Consider the following 16,905-nt stretch of genomic DNA (forward strand, 5'->3'; position numbering starts at 1 on the left):
GGCACTTCTCTCAGCAGGCCCTTCCGGCGCGGGCGCCAGCTAGCGGCCGTTGAGCGAGCGCCGCTCCAGGAAGGACTGGAGGAGAATGGTGTTCCGCTGGTCCGGGATGATGACCCAGGCGATGACGTAAAACACCCAGGCCGGCCCCGGCAGGAGCGAGAGCACCAGGAACGCGATCCGGACGTACGCCACGTCCACGTTCAGCTTGGCTGCGATGCCGCCCAGCACCCCGCCGATCCAACGTTCCGGGCCGCGCTTCAGGCCGAGGCCCCTGACGATGCTGAAGAACTTGTCCATGGATTAAGACTTCCCTGTTGCGGAGCCATTGTCACGTTTCCGGGCGGACAGGACACCGCCCAGGACCAGCGCCGCGCCTGCACCGATCATGAGGCCGATGAGCACGTAGGTGCCGTTAAGGACTACCAGGCCAAGCTGTGCCACGATAATGAGCGCCGCGAGGGCCAGGACGATCAGCCCCCACACGATGGTTCCCACCCGGGCAGGTGCCGGGCCGCCGCTGACGGGACCCGCCGTCGTCGGATTTTCCGGTACCGGACTCTCGTTGCTCATCTCAATTGCCTTCCTGGATGGTGACGTTGCTGAATGCGCCGTCGATTTCGATGACGAGGTGGCCCCCCGGCTCACCAGTGTTGTAGTTGCTCTCCCGCTGGGTGGTGCCGCCGCGCCGGCCACCGGGCTCGTTGAGGTTGCCCATGGTCATGTCTGTCTTGACGTCGACGGGCACGTCGTCCGGGATGACCACCGTAACGTTGCTGGCGGTGACGTCGAGCGGAATCACGACGTCGGAGGGCAGCGGGGAGGCCAGGTTCAGGCCGGTGAGGTCAACAGTTCCGCGGCCCGCCGTGATGTCGAAGCCTTGGGCCGCTTCCTCAACACTGATGGGCGTCCAGTCCACTTCCTGGAACCGCGCCCGGTCCCCGACGCCGATGACGCTGGAGATCCCGCCGGCAATCAGCGCCACGACGGCGAAGAAGCTCAGGATCCCGGAGGTGCGGCCACGGGCTCCGGAAATGAGGATGCCCAACCCAAGGACCGCCGCCGCCGAAGCCCAGACGAGGGCGTTCGGGGAGGTCCCCAGGCTGACGGCGCCGGTGGCGTCCAGCGCCTTGAGGCCGCCGCCCACCAGCAGGGCCAGGCCCGCGGAAATGGCTACGGCCGGTGCGCCCGGCCCCGCCGGCCGGGGGCGGGCAACGGGAGGAGTGTAGGTATAGCTGTACGCGTAGTCCGGCGTGCCGTAGTTCGGCGCTGCCGGGTACTGCTGGGGCGGACGGGAGCCCGTGTTCCGCTGGGAGAGGTAGTAAACAAGGTAGATTGCGCCGCCCACCCAGACGACAGTCCAAAGGAAGCCGCCGAAGCCGTGGTTGTTCCATCCCCATACGCCGCCGCCCAGACCGGTCAGGCCGAGGATGGTGGCGATCAGGGCGCCGGTCATCCCGCTGGACCAGCGTCCGGCGCCGGCTTCCTGGGCGTGGATCCGACCGTCGGGTTCGGGAAGGAGCGCCCAGGCGAGGCCGTAGAGGAGCACGCCGACGCCGGCGAAGATCGTCAGCACGATGAAGACACCGCGGATGATCAGCGGGTCCACGCCGAGCCGGTATGCAATGCCTCCGGACACGCCGCCAATCCACCGGTCTGCACTCCGGTAAACGCCGTGGCTCCGGATCCAGCTGAAGAAGTCAGTCCGTGGTGCGACGCCCGGCGGGAGGTTCCCGGGGCCTGGCGGGGGCGTTCCGTTGGAAGGCGGCGCCAGGCCAGGCGGGGGAGGGGGAGGGGGAGGGGCCTGGCCCGGGCTACTGGTACCGGCTGTGGCGGGCCAGCCTTGGGCTGGAGCGTTGCCGGGGCCAGGGAACGGGGTGTCGTTCGAGTCGTTGCCGTCCGGGGACGGAGTGTGCGGATTCATACCAAAATCCTCCCGCTGCCGCACGTTCCGGCTCTACTGGGGGATACCCTGAACCATCCCTGACCGTTCCCCGGTTGGCGGCCAATTCGGGTCCGGGAGACCCTGATCCGTGCTTGGATTGACCCATGGCAACAATCCCCGCCGGACAGCCGCCGGAATGGCCCGTCGCTGCATGGCACGGTGCGGAAGCGCGGGTCCCGGCGCGGCCGCGCCTTGTCCGCAGCACCGACCGTGTCATCGCCGGCGTCTGCGCCGGCCTGGCGGCGCACCTCGGCTGGCCGGTTCGGAACGTCCGCATCGGCATGGCCGTCGCCGCGCTGGCCGGCGGCGCCGGATTCCTCTTCTATGCCTGGCTGTGGATTATGGTTCCCACCGCGGACGAAGCCGCGCGCAGGGAAGCCCGCCGGCCGTCGTCGCCGGTTGCTCCTGCCGCAGCCGGCCCCGTGCCTCCGACGGAAGGGGCCGGCGCGCCGTCCGCGCCCTGGTTCCGCCCCGGAGGCCTGCGCTACGGCAAAGAGATCCTGCTGGGCATCGGACTGCTCCTGGTGGCCGGCATCATGATCGCGCAGCTCTTGGGCGTGGATGTGCCGCTGGGGACGCTGATCCCTGCGGCCGCGGTGTTGGGCGGAGCCTCCATCGCGTGGATGCAACTGGACGAAACCCGCCGCGCCGGCCTGGTGGACACGACGAAGGCGGACCAGGCCGGCGGCTGGGCCCGGCTCGTTGCCGGCCTGGCGCTGGTGGTTGCGGGCGTGCTGGTGATGGTTTCCGGCTCCGGTTCGTGGGAACAGACATGGCTGGCCCTGCTCGCGTCCGTGGCTGTGCTGGGCGGGGTGGTGCTGGTGCTGCTGCCCTGGGCGCTCAAGTTCTGGCGTGAACTGGAGTCCGAGCGCGCCGGCCGCGTCCGCGAGATGGAGCGCGCCGAGATCGCCGCACACCTGCACGATTCGGTCCTGCAGACCCTTGCGCTGATTCAGCGGCGGGCAGGAAACGAGCACGACGTCGTCCGGCTGGCCCGGGCGCAGGAACGTGAACTTCGCGGGTGGCTCTTCCAGGATCCGGGCCGGGACGCAGGGCAGCTTTCGGACCGGATCAAGGCGGTTGCCGCCGAAGTGGAGGACCTCCTGGGTAACCCTGTGGAGGTGGTGGCGGTGGGTGACGCCGCAATGACCGAGGCGCACGAGGCCCTGGTCCAGGCGGTCCGGGAAGCCGTGCTGAACGCTTCCCGGCACGGCGGCGGCCCGGTGTCCGTGTACGTCGAAGCCGCCGCATCCCAGGTGGATGTGTTCGTCAAGGACCGCGGACCGGGTTTCGACCTCCAGGACCTGCCGGCGGACCGGCTCGGCGTGCGCGAATCGATTATTGGCAGGATGCAGCGGCACGGCGGCTCGGCCACCATTCTCAGCAGCCCGGACGGAACCGAGGTCCGGCTGCGGCTGCCGGTGGCTGCACACAACGTGGAAGGAACCCCATGAACATCGCCTCCGGCAGTGCCGACCCAGCAACCTCCGTCCGCGTGGTGATCGTGGACGACCACGCCATCTTCCGGTCCGGTCTCAAGGCCGATCTTGGACCGGCCATCGAGGTCGTCGGCGAGGCGGCAACCGTCGAACAGGCCATCGCCGTGATCGCCGACAAACGCCCGGACGTGGTGCTCCTGGACGTCCACCTTCCCGGCGGCTTGGGCGGCGGCGGACGCGAGGTCATCGCCGGGTCCGCCGCGCTGCTGGGCAGCACAAGGTTCCTGGCATTGAGCGTCTCCGATTCCGCGGAGGATGTGGTGGCCGTGATCCGCGCCGGCGCCCGCGGCTACGTCACCAAGACCATCTCCGGCGCGCAGATCACCGATGCCGTGTTCCGGGTGGCCGGCGGCGACGCCGTATTCTCGCCGCGGCTGGCCGGGTTTGTCCTTGACGCGTTTGGTACAGCGCCCGCAGACATCGCCGACGACGAACTCGACAAGCTCTCCGCCCGGGAGCTGGAGGTTATGCGCCTCATTGCCCGCGGCTACAGCTACAAGGAAGTGGCGAAGGAGCTCTTCATCAGCGTCAAGACGGTGGAAACCCACGTGTCTGCGGTGCTCCGGAAGCTTCAGCTCTCCAGCCGGCACGAACTCACCAGATGGGCTGCGGAGCGCCGCCTCCTTTAACCACTCCTCTTAACCCACCCCAACCCACTACGGACGCTCTCTCACTTCCTGCATGAAAAACGCAATCGCTCTCGCACTTTCCCGGGGAAAGTGCGAGAGCGATTGCGTTAATGCCGCAGGAAGTGAGAGAGCGTCCGGGGCCTACTGGGCCTTGCCGAGGAACTCCTGGAGGCGCTGCACGCCCGTGGCCAGGTCTTCGTCACCCAGGGCGTAGGACAGCCGCAGGTAGCCTGACGGGCCGAAGGCCTCGCCGGGAACCACGGCCACCTCAACCTCGTCCAGGATCAGCGCCGCCAGCTCTGCGGAGGTCTGCGGCGTGGCAGTGCCCGCCGCCGTCGGGAATTCCTTGCCCAGCAGCGCACGGACGTCCGCGTACACGTAGAAAGCGCCCTTCGGCGTCGGGCATTCCACGCCCTCGATGGCGTTGAGGCCGGCGACGATGGCCTTGCGGCGGCGGTCAAACGCCACCTTCATCTCATCCACGGCTGTCAGCGGGCCGGATACGGCGGCGAGGGCAGCGATCTGCATGATGTTGGAGACGTTGGACGTTGCGTGGGACTGCAGGTTGGTGGCCGCCTTGATGACGTCCGCCGGCCCGATCATCCAACCCACGCGCCAGCCGGTCATGGCGTAGGTCTTGGCCACACCGTTGAGGATGACCACCCTGTCGCCGAGTTCCGGGGCTGCGGTGGCAATGGACGTGAAGGGAACGCCGTCGTACGTCAGATGCTCGTAGATCTCGTCGGTGACCACCCACAGGCCCTTCGCGGCGGCCCACTTGCCGATCTCCGCGACCTGCTCTGGCGAGTAGACGGAACCGGTGGGGTTGGACGGCGAAACAAACAGCAGGATCTTCGTCTTCTCCGTGACCGCGGCTTCCAGTTGCTCAACCGTCACCAGGTAGTCCTGCTCCGGGCCGGCGAACACCTCGACGGGAACGCCGCCGGCCAGGCGGATCGCCTCCGGGTACGTCGTCCAGAACGGGGTGGGGACAATGACCTCGTCGCCCGGGTCCACCAGCGTGGCGAAGGTGTTGTACACAGCCTGCTTGCCGCCGTTGGTCACCAGGACCTGGGAAGGGTCGACGGCGTAGCCGGAGTCCCGCTGCGTCTTCTCGGCGATGGCCTTCTTCAGCTCGGGCAGCCCGCCTGCGGGGGAATAGCGGTGGTACTTCGGCTGGCCGGCGGCTTCGACGGCCGCGTGGACGATGTAGTCCGGGGTGGGGAAGTCCGGCTCGCCCGCCCCGAACCCAATGACCGGCCGGCCCGCTGCCTTCAGCGCCTTGGCCTTGGCATCGACGGCCAGGGTTGCGGATTCGGCAATGGCGGAAATGCGCTGGGAAACGCGGGCGGCAGACATGGCAGGTCCGTTCTACGCTTGCAGCCGGGAGGCTGAATGTGGGATTCGACGTGATCTACTCTATGCTGATCTGCGGATCCTCCGGGGAGCCCGTTCTGATTTGTGACTGACCGCCTGCCGCATCCCGGCAGCGGGAGGGCATGACCGGCGCGGCACGCGGCAGGACCGGGATGAGCTGGTTCGACTAACGCGCAGATGTTGCGTAGACTGGTTCACCGGTGTTGAAAACACGGATGATGGCGTGCGCCCCAGTGACAGCTGGCGGTTCGTGCAGGAAACGTGGAATTCGCTCCATAGGGTAGTGGCGCAATTGGTAGCGCAGCGGTCTCCAAAACCGCAGGTTGCAGGTTCGAGTCCTGTCTGCCCTGCGCAAGCTGTCCCGGACACAATCCGGGGCAAGCGCAGCAACCATGGTTCTGATCAGGGCCGGGTAATCCAACACTTTGCAGATGAGCGAGGACCAGGTGACCGAAACAGCTGCCAGCAGCTCCAAGGGCCGCCCAGCTAAGAAGGACGCCAAGGCAAACTTCTTCGCCCGCATTGCACTTTTCATTCGCCAGATCATCGGCGAATTGAAGAAGGTTGTTGCACCTACCCGCAAGGAACTGATCAATTACACGATCGTGGTGCTGGTATTCGTGGCCATCATGATGGTCATCGTCAGCCTGCTGGACCTCGGTTTCGGAAGCGCTGTCGGCTGGCTCTTCGGCGGTACAGGCCCCACGGACAGCTAAGGCTGAAAGGTCCGCAGGCTGCGTGTTCCACCTTCGGGAAACCGGAGGGAAACACCGGTGTGCGGAATTGAGCCATTTAAATACGCATGTTAGGCAATGAGGAAGCAGGAGACCAAGTGTCTGAGCAGGAGCTCGAGGTAACCGAGACTGAGCTGGAAGAGTCCGCGGACGTCACGGCGGAAGCCGGCGACGCGTCTGAGGTTGAGTCCTCCGCGCCCGAATCCGACGCCGCCGATTCCGACGCTGCCGCCGATCCGGACGTTGCTGACGAGGACGCTGCTGACAGCGCCGTTGCAGAAACGGACGACGACGACGCCACCGAAAGTGCCGACGTCGCCGGTGATTCGGAAGAGGCCGGGGACGCCCTGGCCGCCGCCGCTGCGACCGCAGCCGCTGACCCTGCCGAAGAGTTCAAGGCCAAGCTGCGCCGTCAGGAGGGTGACTGGTACGTCATCCACTCCTACGCCGGCTACGAGAACCGCGTGAAGGCGAACCTCGAGACCCGCATCCAGACCCTGGACATGGAAGATTACATCTTCGAAATCCAGGTGCCGATGGAAGAAGTCGTTGAGATCAAGAACGCCCAGCGCAAGGTCATCAACCGCGTCCGCATCCCGGGTTACGTGCTGGTCCGCATGGACCTGACGGACGCTTCCTGGGGCGCCGTCAGGCACACCCCGGGTGTCACCGGCTTCGTGGGTAACGCCCACAACCCGGTCCCGCTGCGCCTGGACGAGGTCTTCTCCATGCTCGCCCCGGTCTTCGAGGAAGAGCAGGCCGAGAAGGGCAAGCCGGTCAACAAGCAGCACCAGGCGCCTGTGGATGTGGACTTCGAGGTCGGCGAATCCGTCATCGTCAAGGAGGGCCCGTTCGAGACCCTCCCCGCTACGATTTCCGAAATCAAGGTCGAATCCCAGACCCTCGTGGTGCTGGTTTCCATCTTCGAGCGCGAAACGCCCGTCACCCTGGCGTTCAACCAGGTCACCAAGATCTGATTATCCAAAGAATTCGTCCCGGCGCTGCCCGCTTAGCGGTGCCGGAACGGCCGGCCGCCTCGCCATGGCGGCCAAAAACCTGAGGCACGCTCCTGTGCCCCAGGACGTTATTGAGAGAAGGACCCTACATTGGCTCCCAAGAAGAAGGTCACCGGCCTCATCAAGCTGCAGATCCAGGCAGGTGCCGCTAACCCGGCCCCGCCGATCGGTCCCGCGCTTGGCCAGCACGGTGTCAACATCATGGAATTCTGCAAGGCGTACAACGCTGCCACGGAATCCCAGCGCGGCAACGTCATCCCCGTGGAAATCACCGTCTACGAGGACCGTTCCTTCACGTTCATCACCAAGACCCCGCCGGCTGCAGAGCTCATCAAGAAGGCTGCAGGCGTTGCCAAGGGTTCGTCCACCCCGCACACCGTCAAGGTTGCCAAGCTGACCCAGGCCCAGGTCAACGAGATCGCCAGCACCAAGATGGAAGACCTCAACGCGACCAGCCTCGAAGGCGCAGCGAAGATCATCGCCGGGACCGCCCGCTCCATGGGCATCACGGTCGAGGGCTAATAACCCCCTTCCAGCCGTTCAGGTTCGGGTCGTTGACGACGACGAACGGCGCCGCCGGGAAACCGGCACCATCGAAACATTGAAATGTTGGTCATCCGGCCCGGATAACGCTCCGGATCACCGACTGTGGCAGGGCCCAGCGCGGTCCGCAGACCACAACTGCACAAGGAGAAATAAGCAGCATGGCAAAGCGCAGCAAAGCATATGAGGCAGCAGCCGCCAAGATCGACGCGGAGAAGTTCTATGCTCCGTTCGAGGCAGTAACGCTCGCCAAGGACACCAACCCGTCCAAGTTCGACGCCACCGTTGAGGTTGCCTTCCGCCTGGGCGTTGACCCCCGCAAGGCCGACCAGATGGTCCGCGGCACGGTCAACCTGCCCCACGGCACCGGCAAGACCGCCCGTGTCCTGGTGTTCGCGACCGGTGACAAGGCCGAGGCAGCAATCGCAGCCGGCGCCGACTTCGTTGGTTCCGACGACCTGATCGAAAAGATCGCCGGCGGCTGGACCGACTTCGACGCAGCCGTTGCCACCCCTGACCTCATGGGCAAGGTTGGCCGCCTCGGTAAGGTGCTGGGTCCCCGTAACCTGATGCCGAACCCCAAGACGGGCACCGTGACCGCAGACGTCACCAAGGCCGTCAACGACATCAAGGGCGGCAAGATCGACTTCCGCGTCGACAAGCACTCGAACCTGCACTTCATCATCGGCAAGGTCTCGTTCGACGCCGTGAAGCTGGCCGAGAACTATGCAGCAGCACTGGAAGAGGTGCTTCGTCTGAAGCCGTCCGCTTCCAAGGGCCGCTACATCCAGAAGGCCACCGTTGCCACCACGTTCGGTCCCGGCATCTCCGTTGACCCCAACGTCACCAAGGTGCTCACCGAGGCATAAGTCCTCTTCGTAAGCTCCCGCCCCCTTGCGGGGCAGCGAAAAACCGCCCGGCGCATCCGCCGGGCGGTTTTTTGCTTATGACGTCAGGCTTAACGTGGCGGGCTCCAAACCGGCATATGCTGGCAGCATGCCCCCAATGGCAAGAGACGTGAAGATCGAACAGCTCTGGATCCCGGAGTCCCTGGAAGCCGCGGACGCCGCAGACTTCCTGGCCGCCGTCGAGGTGGGCCGGAAGGTGCGCATGCAGACGTGGGGGAGCGATGATCTCGCGTATGGCCCGCTCGAGAAGCTGCTGGAATTCCAGGACCCCTACGAGCGGCAGCTGATCCTGGTCGCCAAAGTGGACGGCGCCATCGTGGGCACCGTTGACATCGCCCTTCCGCTGACGGACCACCTGGACATCGCCGAATTCACCCTGGACATCCTCCCCGAATACCAGCGGCAGGGTGTGGGGCGGCGCCTGCTGGAGGCGGCCGAGCACTTCGCCCGGGGCGAGGGCCGCACCATGATCCTGGTGGACACCAACCACCCCGGCGCTTCGCTGCACGAGTTCGAGCCCGAACAGCTGGTCCCGGGTTCCGGCCAGGGATTTGTTCCGCTGGAAAGCCGGGAGGTCGAGTTTGCCCGCAAGATGGGCTACACCCTGCAGCACATCGAACAGTTCAGTTCGTGTGCCCTTCCCCTGGACACCAGGCTGGTCGCGGACCTGCAGGCGGAGGCGGAGGAGGCCAACCACGGCCGGTACCGGCTCCATCACTGGACGGACCGCTGCCCCGAGCGCTGGCTGGAGGCGGTGGCAGCCCTGGAGAACCAGGCGGGCGCGGACGTGGATCCGGACCTTGATGTGCCGGTGGAACAGGAGATGGTGTTCGACGGCGGCATCCTCCGGGAAGCCGAAGAGGTCGCCATTGCGCAGGGACGGCGGACGGTGGTTACCGCCGTCGAGCATCTCGCCACCGGCACCCTGGCAGGGCTGACCACCATCACAGTCCTTGCGCACCGCGCGGACGTGGTCTTCCAGGACGACACGATCGTCCTGCAGGAGCACCGGGGCAACAAGCTGGGCCTGCTCATCAAGGTGGCCAATATGGAGCGCCTCACCGAGCAGTTCCCCGATGCCCGCGTGATCTATACCTGGAACGCCCCGGAAAACCGGTACCTGCTGACGGTCAACAAGCAGCTTGGCTTCCATACCGCAGGCGTTACCGGGATCTGGCAGAAAGAGCTGCCGCGGCTGCACTCAAGCACCAGCTGAAGGGCTGGCAAGCCCCCGATTTGGTGCACTGCGCCGCCTCCCGTAGACTGGGATGACCAAAGACCGTCGGTTGTTGGAAATCCACTCTCTCGAACATGGCTCACTTCTGCAGTCATGCGCGGGAGGCCCAGTGGTTTTCCGGACGAAGGACCCTCAACGCAGGGCGGCCGGCGCAGGTGAACGAAGCAACGCTCCACGGGCTACCGTGTTGAGCCAAGCCCCGTGCATCTGCGCGGGGCGTTTTTAGTTTTAGCTCTTCTGAGCAGGGACCGTCGAATACCGGCACTATCCCCGGAAGGAGGGTTATGGCAACGCCTACCAAGGTTTCAGCAGTAGCTGAGATCACTAACGATTTCAACGAATCGAACGCCGCTGTCCTGACCGAATACCGCGGGCTCACCGTTGCACAGCTCAAGCAGCTGCGTGTTTCTCTCGGCCAGGACACCAAGTTCGCGGTCGTCAAGAACACCCTGACCGCCATTGCAGCCAAGGAAGCCGGCGTCGAAGCATTCGACGGCCAGCTTGCCGGCCCCACTGCAATCGCGTTCATCAAGGGTGACGCAGTTGCCGCTGCCAAGAGCCTGACGGATTTTGCCAAGGCCAACAAGCAGCTGGTCATCAAGACCGGTTACTTCGAGGGCAAGGCACTGAACGCCAGCGAAGTTGCTGCCCTGGCAGCACTCGAGTCCCGCGAGCTGCAGCTCGCCAAGGTTGCAGGCGTCCTCAAGGCACCCGCCGCCGCAGCTGCACGCATCATTGACGCACTGCGCCTCAAGCTTGAAGAAGAGAACGGTGCACCGGCAGCTGCCGAGGCTCCTGCCGCTGAAGAAGCTCCCGCCGCTGAAGCAGAAGCCGGTGCAGAAGCACCCGCCGAAGCCGCAGCTGCCGAAGAGAACTAATTCTCTTTACCCCACAAGACTCCGGTGTGACGCACGGCCCTGCGCCGCTGAACACCACAACAGGAAGGACGCCTACCATGGCGAAGCTCAGCAACGAAGAGCTCATTGAAGCTTTCAAGGAACTGACCATCATCGAGCTCTCCGAGTTCGTCAAGCTCTTCGAAGAGACCTTCGAAGTTACCGCTGCTGCTGTTGCAGTTGCTGGCCCCGCTGCCGGCGGCGCTGCAGAAGAAGCTGAAGAGAAGACTGACTTCGACGTCATCCTCGAAGCTGCAGGCGACAAGAAGATCGCAGTGATCAAGGAAGTCCGCGCCATCACCTCCCTGGGCCTCAAGGAAGCCAAGGACCTGGTTGACGGTGCCCCCAAGGCTGTCCTCGAAGGTGCCAACAAGGAGACCGCCGAGAAGGCCAAGGAGCAGCTCGAGGCTGCAGGCGCCACCGTTACCCTCAAGTAACAGCGCTTACTCCGCGAAAAACCCCGTCCACTCCGGTGGGCGGGGTTTTTTGCGTCCTAGACAGGATCGGAGATGTCAGCCACCACGGCGTCCAGGGCGGACGTCAGGGCGTCGGCGTCGACGAAGGCGCTATAGCCGTGGGCGCCGGCACCCATGGAGATCCGCCGGCCGGTGATGCTGGCATCCGCATAGACGGGCCACGCGGTGACGCTTCCCAGCGGGGTTATGGTCCCGCGTTCGTACCCTGTTGCCTTCAACGCCATGTCCGCCGGCGGCAGCGACAGCTTATTGACCCCCACGAGGGTCCGCAGCTTTGGCCACGAAATCTGCCGGTCGCCGGGAATCAGGGCGAAGAGGAAGCTGCCGTCCTTGTGCTTGACCACCAGGGATTTGACGATGTCCGCGGGGGAGATTCCCATCCCGGCCGCCGCCTCCTCGAGGCTCAGGGCGGCCGGGCGCTCCACAACCTCCACGTGGAGCCCCCGCGCCGCGGCGTCGGCCAGAAAGCGTTCACGTCCGACGGCGTTCCCCGCCTCCCCGCCAGAGTGTACCATCAGTCGCGGTACAGCAGGAGGGCTTCGCCCTGTCCGCCGCCGCCGCACAGGGCCACGGCTGCCTTGCCCCTACCGCGGCGCTTCAGCTCGTGGGCTGCGTGGGTGGCCAGTCGGGCGCCCGAGGCGCCGATCGGGTGGCCCAGCGCGATGGCGCCGCCGTGGATGTTGCACTTCTCCAGCGGGTAATCCAGGTCCTTGAGGGACTGGACCGCGACGGATCCGAAGGCCTCGTTGATTTCGATGAAGTCCAGGTCCGCGGTGTTCCAGCCGGCGCGGCCCAGGGCGTGAGCGATGGCGTTCGCGGGCTGGGAGTGCAGGGAGTTGTCCGGCCCAGCCACCTGCCCGGGCTTGCCAACCACGGCCAGGTACTCGAGTCCGTGCTGTTCCGCATAGCCCCTTGAGGTCAGGACGAGCGCAGCGGCGCCATCGGACAGGGGAGAGGAGTTTCCGGCCGTGATGGTTCCGTCCGTGACGAACGCAGCGCGAAGGCCGGCGAGCGATTCCACGGACGTGTTGGGCCGGACGCCTTCGTCGGTTTCGACCTGCAGCGGGTCGCCCTTGCGCTGCTTGACGCTCAAAGCGACGATCTCGTCGTCGAACGTTCCGTTCTTGGCCGCCAGCGCCGCGCGCTGGTGCGACTGGGCGGCCACCTCGTCCTGGGAGGTCCGGTCGATGCCGAGCGACAGGTTGCGCTTCTCAGTGGACAGGCCCATCGACTCGCCGTCGAAGGCGTCGGTCAGCCCATCGTGGGCAGCCGAATCCAGGGCGTTGATGGTGCCGTAGGTCCACCCTTGGCGCGACCCGGGAAGGACGTGGGGTGCGCGGGTCATCGATTCCTGGCCGCCGGCCACCACCACGGTCGCCTCGCCGGATCGGATCAGCCGGGCCGCGTCGATCACTGCGGTGAGGCCGGAGAGGCAGACCTTGTTCAGGGTGACGGCGGGAACGTTCCAGCCGATACCGGCGGCCACCGCGCTTTGGCGTGCCGGGTTCTGGCCGGCCCCTGCCTGCAACACCTGACCCATGACCACGGCGTCCACCTGGTCCGCGTCGACCCCGCTCCTGGCCAGCGCGGCCCGGATGGCGTGGGCTCCAAGGTCCACGGCGGTGAAGCTGGCCAGCTGGCCATTGATCCGGCCCTGCGGGGTCCGCGCTGCTGCGATGATGACAACATCGCTGTTGTCGGGGGTGTTGCCCATGGTTATCTCTTCCCATCTGATCCGGTGTAAGGCCACTAAGGCTATCGTGACCCCCGTCACCCAACTATTCAAACCCGGTCCCCGGGACCCGCGGGGAAGGGGCCCGTGCCGGCATGCCCGGGCGGCCAACGAATCCGTGCTTGCAATCCGGCCGGATGTGGGGTAGACAGGCAGGCTGTTTTGCCGTATCGTAGATATTTGCGTCTTCCCTGTTTACCTTCAGCCTTCATATAGCGGTGGGCTTCGCCTGGCAGCTGGCAATCGAGGTGCCGCGACACTTGTCGCAGCACGGCCGGCACGGGCCCCGGGTCATATAGCGGAACCGGATGGTAGCGCTGCGGAGTCACTTCGCAGGGTGCACAGCGGGGGAGATCTGAAAACGCCTGAAGGTCTGTGGAAGGATCCCTCTTGGTCGCCTCGAGCACCTCTAATAACGAAACCGCTAACACCGCCGACAGCACTGATGGTGCCACTCGCCGGCTCTCATTCGCAAAGATTCACGAACCTCTTGACGTTCCGAATCTGCTTGCCCTGCAGACGGACAGCTTTGACTGGCTGGTCGGCAACGAGCGCTGGCAGGCACGCGTAGCGAAGGCCGTCGAAGAAAACGATCTCAGCGTCGCCACCACGTCCGGCCTGTCGGACATCTTCGAAGAGATCTCCCCGATCGAGGACTTCCAGGGCACCATGTCCCTGAGCTTCTCCGATCCGGAGTTCGCTGACCCCAAGTACACCATGGCCGAATGCAAGGACCGGGACGCTACGTACTCGGCTCCGCTGTACGTCAAGGCCGAGTTCATGAACAACAACACGGGCGAAATCAAGCAGCAGACCGTGTTCATGGGCGACTTCCCGCTGATGACGGAGAAGGGCACCTTCGTGGTCAACGGCACCGAGCGTGTCGTCGTCTCCCAGCTGGTCCGTTCGCCGGGCGCCTATTTTGAGCGTGCCGCCGACAAGACCAGCGACAAGGACATCTTCACCGCGAAGATCATCCCGTCCCGCGGCGCCTGGTTCGAGCTCGAAATCGACAAGCGCGACCAGGTCGGCGTACGCCTGGACCGGAAGCGCAAGCAGTCCGTCACGGTGCTGCTGAAGGCCCTCGGCTGGACCGAAGGCCAGATCCTCGAAGAGTTCGGCCAGTACGACTCCATGCGGGCAACCCTGGAGAAGGACGCCACCGAAACCCGCGAAGACGCCCTGCTGGACATCTACCGCAAGCTGCGTCCGGGCGAGCCGCCCACCGTCGAGGCTGCCCAGTCCCTGCTGGACAACCTGTACTTCAACTCCAAGCGCTACGATCTGGCCAAGGTTGGCCGCTACAAGATCAACCGCAAGCTTGGCATCGACCGCTCCCTTGGCGACAAGGAAGCTTCGGTCCTGCACGTTGAAGACATTGTGGCCATGATCAAGTTCCTCGTTGCGCTGCACGCAGGCGAGAAGACCATCAAGGGCACCCGCGACGGCCAGGAAGTGGACCTGCGCGTCGACATCGACGACATCGACCACTTCGGCAACCGCCGTATCCGCGCCGTCGGCGAGCTCATCGAGAACCAGGTCCGCACCGGCCTGTCCCGCATGGAGCGCGTTGTCCGCGAGCGTATGACCACCCAGGACGTCGAGGCCATCACGCCGCAGACCCTGATCAACATCCGCCCCGTGGTTGCAGCCATCAAGGAGTTCTTCGGAACGTCCCAGCTGTCGCAGTTCATGGACCAGAACAACCCGCTCTCGGGCCTGACCCACAAGCGCCGCCTGTCGGCCCTTGGCCCCGGTGGTCTGTCCCGTGACCGCGCAGGCATGGAAGTCCGTGACGTGCACCCGTCCCACTACGGACGCATGTGCCCCATCGAAACCCCTGAAGGCCCGAACATTGGTCTGATCGGTTCGCTGGCATCCTACGGACGCATCAACCCGTTCGGTTTCATCGAGACCCCGTACCGCAAGGTCAAGGACGGCGTCGTTTCCGACGACGTCCAGTATCTGACGGCCGACGACGAGGCCGAGGTGCTGATCGCCCAGGCCAACGCGCCGCTGGACGAGAACAAGCGCTTCGCGGAAGAGACCGTCCTGGTCCGTGCCCGTGGTGGTGGAGGCGAGCCCGTGCTGGTCCCCGCCGAGGATGTCGAGTTCATGGACGTTTCCCCGCGCCAGATGGTGTCCGTGGCTACCGCCCTGATCCCGTTCCTCGAGCACGACGACGCCAACCGCGCACTCATGGGTGCCAACATGCAGCGCCAGGCCGTGCCGCTGGTCCGTTCCGAGGCCCCGTTCGTGGGTACCGGCATGGAGCGCGCCGCTGCCGTTGATGCCGGTGACGTTGTCATCGCCAAAAAGGCCGGCGTGGTCACCGAGGTGTCCGCCGAGCTCGTCATCATGCTCAACGACGACGGCACGGAGACCAACTACCGCATCAACAAGTTCGCCCGCTCCAACCAGGGCAACTGCTACAACCACCGTGTCCTGGTGAACGAAGGCCAGCGCCTCGAGGTTGGTGGCATCATTGCCGACGGCCCGGCAACGGACCAGGGCGAGCTTGCCCTGGGCAAGAACCTGCTCGTGGCATTCATGTCCTGGGAAGGCCACAACTTCGAGGACGCCATCATCCTCTCGCAGCGCATTGTTGCCGAGGACGTCCTTTCCTCCATCCACATCGAGGAGCACGAGATCGATGCCCGCGACACCAAGCTTGGTGCCGAGGAAATCACCCGTGACATCCCGAACGTGTCCGAGGAAGTCCTGGCGGGCCTGGACGAGCGCGGCATCATCCACATCGGTGCCGAGGTCGAAGCCGGCGACATCCTGGTCGGAAAGGTCACCCCGAAGGGTGAAACCGAGCTGACCCCGGAAGAGCGCCTGCTGCGCGCCATCTTCGGCGAGAAGTCCCGCGAAGTGCGCGACACCTCCCTGAAGGTGCCCCACGGCGAGTCCGGCACCGTCATCGGCGTCCGCGTCTTCGACCGCGACAACGACGACGAGCTGCCCCCGGGCGTCAACCAGCTGGTCCGCGTCTACGTGGCTGCCAAGCGCAAGATCACCGACGGCGACAAGCTCGCAGGCCGCCACGGCAACAAGGGCGTTATCTCCAAGATCCTTCCGGTCGAGGACATGCCCTTCCTTGCGGACGGCACCCCCGTTGACATCGTCCTGAACCCGCTGGGTGTTCCGGGCCGTATGAACGTGGGCCAGGTCCTGGAAACCCACCTCGGCTGGGTTGCCAAGACCGGCTGGAAGATCGAAGGCGAGCCGGAATGGGTCAAGCAGCTTCCCAACCTGCCGCGTGAGAGCGGCCAGACCACCGTCGCCACCCCGGTGTTCGACGGTGCCCGCGAAGAGGAAATCACGGGCCTGCTGGACTCCACCAACGTGACCCGCGACGGCGACCGCCTGATCGACTCCTCCGGCAAGACCCGTCTCTTTGACGGCCGCTCCGGCGAGCCGTTCCCGGATCCGATCTCGGTCGGCTACATGTACATCCTGAAGCTCCACCACCTGGTGGACGACAAGATCCACGCGCGCTCCACCGGCCCGTACTCCATGATCACGCAGCAGCCGCTGGGTGGTAAGGCACAGTTCGGTGGCCAGCGCTTCGGTGAAATGGAAGTGTGGGCGCTCGAAGCTTACGGCGCCGCCTACACGCTCCAGGAGCTCCTCACCATCAAGTCCGATGACATCCACGGCCGCGTCAAGGTCTACGAAGCCATCGTCAAGGGCGAGAACATCCCCGAGCCGGGCGTTCCCGAGTCCTTCAAGGTCTTGATCAAGGAAATGCAGTCGCTGTGCCTGAACGTGGAAGTGCTTTCCACGGACGGAACCACAATTGAAATGCGTGACTCTGATGACGCAGTCTTCACGGCTGCGGAAGAACTGGGCATCGATCTGTCTCGCGCAGAGCCCAGCTCCGTAGAAGAGGTTTAGCAGGTGGGCTTACGAC

General features: G+C 65.2%; 16 protein-coding genes and 1 tRNA gene. 11 read left to right on the top strand and 6 right to left on the bottom strand.

The genetic code is table 11. From position 1 onward, the window contains the following. Positions 1 to 39: 39 nt before the first annotated feature. The 3 genes from ACFWIX_RS03115 to ACFWIX_RS03125 are packed head-to-tail and all read right to left on the bottom strand — an operon-like array spanning position 40 to position 1,636. On the bottom strand, positions 40 to 297 hold the full coding sequence (locus ACFWIX_RS03115; protein ID WP_377214646.1) for a PspC domain-containing protein: 258 nt from the start codon (positions 295 to 297) through the stop codon (positions 40 to 42). 3 nt (positions 298 to 300) lie between these two features. Further along, on the bottom strand, positions 301 to 570 hold the full coding sequence (locus ACFWIX_RS03120) for a hypothetical protein (RefSeq protein WP_377214647.1): 270 nt from the start codon (positions 568 to 570) through the stop codon (positions 301 to 303). A gap of 1 nt (position 571) precedes the next feature. Next, positions 572 to 1,636 carry a PspC domain-containing protein gene (locus tag ACFWIX_RS03125; protein ID WP_377214648.1) on the bottom strand — a complete coding sequence of 355 codons (1,065 nt, stop codon included), beginning with the start codon at positions 1,634 to 1,636 and terminating at the stop codon, positions 572 to 574. A gap of 410 nt (positions 1,637 to 2,046) precedes the next feature. Here ACFWIX_RS03125 and ACFWIX_RS03130 point away from each other — a divergent pair, with 410 nt between their 5' ends. Both ACFWIX_RS03130 and ACFWIX_RS03135 read left to right on the top strand, forming a co-directional pair. Then, positions 2,047 to 3,396, top strand: coding sequence for a PspC domain-containing protein (locus tag ACFWIX_RS03130; protein WP_377214649.1), 1,350 nt, complete (start codon positions 2,047 to 2,049; stop codon positions 3,394 to 3,396). Next, positions 3,393 to 4,070 (top strand): LuxR C-terminal-related transcriptional regulator, encoded by a 678-nt coding sequence (locus tag ACFWIX_RS03135; RefSeq protein WP_377214650.1) that lies wholly within the window; start codon positions 3,393 to 3,395, stop codon positions 4,068 to 4,070. Before ACFWIX_RS03130 ends, ACFWIX_RS03135 begins: the two co-directional genes overlap by 4 nt. A 141-nt stretch (positions 4,071 to 4,211) precedes the next feature. Here ACFWIX_RS03135 and ACFWIX_RS03140 read toward each other — a convergent pair whose 3' ends face one another. Continuing rightward, on the bottom strand, positions 4,212 to 5,429 hold the full coding sequence (locus ACFWIX_RS03140; protein ID WP_377214651.1) for a pyridoxal phosphate-dependent aminotransferase: 1,218 nt from the start codon (positions 5,427 to 5,429) through the stop codon (positions 4,212 to 4,214). 295 nt (positions 5,430 to 5,724) lie between these two features. Between ACFWIX_RS03140 and ACFWIX_RS03145 the strand changes: the two genes are divergently transcribed. The 8 genes from ACFWIX_RS03145 (at position 5,725) to rplL (ending at position 11,218) form a co-directional block, all read left to right on the top strand. Then, positions 5,725 to 5,797 (top strand) — tRNA-Trp (locus ACFWIX_RS03145). Between the two features lie 81 nt (positions 5,798 to 5,878). Further along, on the top strand, positions 5,879 to 6,163 hold the full coding sequence (secE, locus tag ACFWIX_RS03150; protein ID WP_377214652.1) for a preprotein translocase subunit SecE: 285 nt from the start codon (positions 5,879 to 5,881) through the stop codon (positions 6,161 to 6,163). Positions 6,164 to 6,279: 116 nt separating this feature from the next. Further along, positions 6,280 to 7,158: a transcription termination/antitermination protein NusG gene (gene nusG / locus ACFWIX_RS03155; RefSeq protein WP_377214653.1), complete on the top strand. Its 879-nt coding sequence runs from the start codon at positions 6,280 to 6,282 to the stop codon at positions 7,156 to 7,158. A gap of 129 nt (positions 7,159 to 7,287) precedes the next feature. Further along, positions 7,288 to 7,719 carry a 50S ribosomal protein L11 gene (gene rplK / locus ACFWIX_RS03160; RefSeq protein ID WP_377214654.1) on the top strand — a complete coding sequence of 144 codons (432 nt, stop codon included), beginning with the start codon at positions 7,288 to 7,290 and terminating at the stop codon, positions 7,717 to 7,719. A gap of 182 nt (positions 7,720 to 7,901) precedes the next feature. Then, positions 7,902 to 8,609, top strand: coding sequence for a 50S ribosomal protein L1 (rplA, locus tag ACFWIX_RS03165; RefSeq protein ID WP_377214655.1), 708 nt, complete (start codon positions 7,902 to 7,904; stop codon positions 8,607 to 8,609). Positions 8,610 to 8,745: 136 nt separating this feature from the next. Continuing rightward, entirely contained in the window at positions 8,746 to 9,864 is a 1,119-nt protein-coding gene (locus ACFWIX_RS03170) for a GNAT family N-acetyltransferase (RefSeq protein ID WP_377214656.1), read from the top strand. Positions 9,865 to 10,169: 305 nt separating this feature from the next. Beyond that, positions 10,170 to 10,763, top strand: coding sequence for a 50S ribosomal protein L10 (gene rplJ / locus ACFWIX_RS03175; protein WP_377214657.1), 594 nt, complete (start codon positions 10,170 to 10,172; stop codon positions 10,761 to 10,763). Positions 10,764 to 10,840: 77 nt separating this feature from the next. After that, complete coding sequence (gene rplL, locus ACFWIX_RS03180; RefSeq protein WP_377214658.1) at positions 10,841 to 11,218, top strand: 50S ribosomal protein L7/L12; 378 nt, start codon at positions 10,841 to 10,843, stop codon at positions 11,216 to 11,218. A gap of 56 nt (positions 11,219 to 11,274) precedes the next feature. Here rplL and ACFWIX_RS03185 read toward each other — a convergent pair whose 3' ends face one another. Both ACFWIX_RS03185 and ACFWIX_RS03190 read right to left on the bottom strand, forming a co-directional pair. Next, entirely contained in the window at positions 11,275 to 11,772 is a 498-nt protein-coding gene (locus ACFWIX_RS03185; RefSeq protein WP_377214659.1) for an aminoacyl-tRNA deacylase, read from the bottom strand. Continuing rightward, positions 11,772 to 12,971 carry an acetyl-CoA C-acetyltransferase gene (locus tag ACFWIX_RS03190; protein WP_377214660.1) on the bottom strand — a complete coding sequence of 400 codons (1,200 nt, stop codon included), beginning with the start codon at positions 12,969 to 12,971 and terminating at the stop codon, positions 11,772 to 11,774. Before ACFWIX_RS03190 ends, ACFWIX_RS03185 begins: the two co-directional genes overlap by 1 nt. A gap of 408 nt (positions 12,972 to 13,379) precedes the next feature. Here ACFWIX_RS03190 and rpoB point away from each other — a divergent pair, with 408 nt between their 5' ends. Next, positions 13,380 to 16,889, top strand: coding sequence for a DNA-directed RNA polymerase subunit beta (gene rpoB, locus ACFWIX_RS03195; RefSeq protein ID WP_377214661.1), 3,510 nt, complete (start codon positions 13,380 to 13,382; stop codon positions 16,887 to 16,889). Positions 16,890 to 16,905 lie beyond the last annotated feature (16 nt).

Origin of the sequence: Pseudarthrobacter sp. NPDC058362 (assembly GCF_042723515.1) — a bacterium.
Classification (GTDB): Bacteria; Actinomycetota; Actinomycetes; order Actinomycetales; family Micrococcaceae; genus Arthrobacter.

Excerpts from the sequence above, each read along its gene's own strand:
- ACFWIX_RS03115 (WP_377214646.1), bottom strand. The coding sequence starts at position 297 with ATGGACAAGTTCTTCAGCATCGTCAGGGGCCTCGGCCTGAAGCGCGGC.
- ACFWIX_RS03120 (WP_377214647.1), bottom strand. The coding sequence starts at position 570 with ATGAGCAACGAGAGTCCGGTACCGGAAAATCCGACGACGGCGGGTCCC.
- ACFWIX_RS03130 (WP_377214649.1), top strand. The coding sequence starts at position 2,047 with ATGGCAACAATCCCCGCCGGACAGCCGCCGGAATGGCCCGTCGCTGCA.
- ACFWIX_RS03135 (WP_377214650.1), top strand. The coding sequence starts at position 3,393 with ATGAACATCGCCTCCGGCAGTGCCGACCCAGCAACCTCCGTCCGCGTG.
- ACFWIX_RS03140 (WP_377214651.1), bottom strand. The coding sequence starts at position 5,429 with ATGTCTGCCGCCCGCGTTTCCCAGCGCATTTCCGCCATTGCCGAATCC.
- secE (WP_377214652.1), top strand. The coding sequence starts at position 5,879 with ATGAGCGAGGACCAGGTGACCGAAACAGCTGCCAGCAGCTCCAAGGGC.
- rplA (WP_377214655.1), top strand. The coding sequence starts at position 7,902 with ATGGCAAAGCGCAGCAAAGCATATGAGGCAGCAGCCGCCAAGATCGAC.
- ACFWIX_RS03170 (WP_377214656.1), top strand. The coding sequence starts at position 8,746 with ATGGCAAGAGACGTGAAGATCGAACAGCTCTGGATCCCGGAGTCCCTG.
- rplJ (WP_377214657.1), top strand. The coding sequence starts at position 10,170 with ATGGCAACGCCTACCAAGGTTTCAGCAGTAGCTGAGATCACTAACGAT.
- rplL (WP_377214658.1), top strand. The coding sequence starts at position 10,841 with ATGGCGAAGCTCAGCAACGAAGAGCTCATTGAAGCTTTCAAGGAACTG.
- ACFWIX_RS03185 (WP_377214659.1), bottom strand. The coding sequence starts at position 11,772 with ATGGTACACTCTGGCGGGGAGGCGGGGAACGCCGTCGGACGTGAACGC.
- ACFWIX_RS03190 (WP_377214660.1), bottom strand. The coding sequence starts at position 12,971 with ATGGGCAACACCCCCGACAACAGCGATGTTGTCATCATCGCAGCAGCG.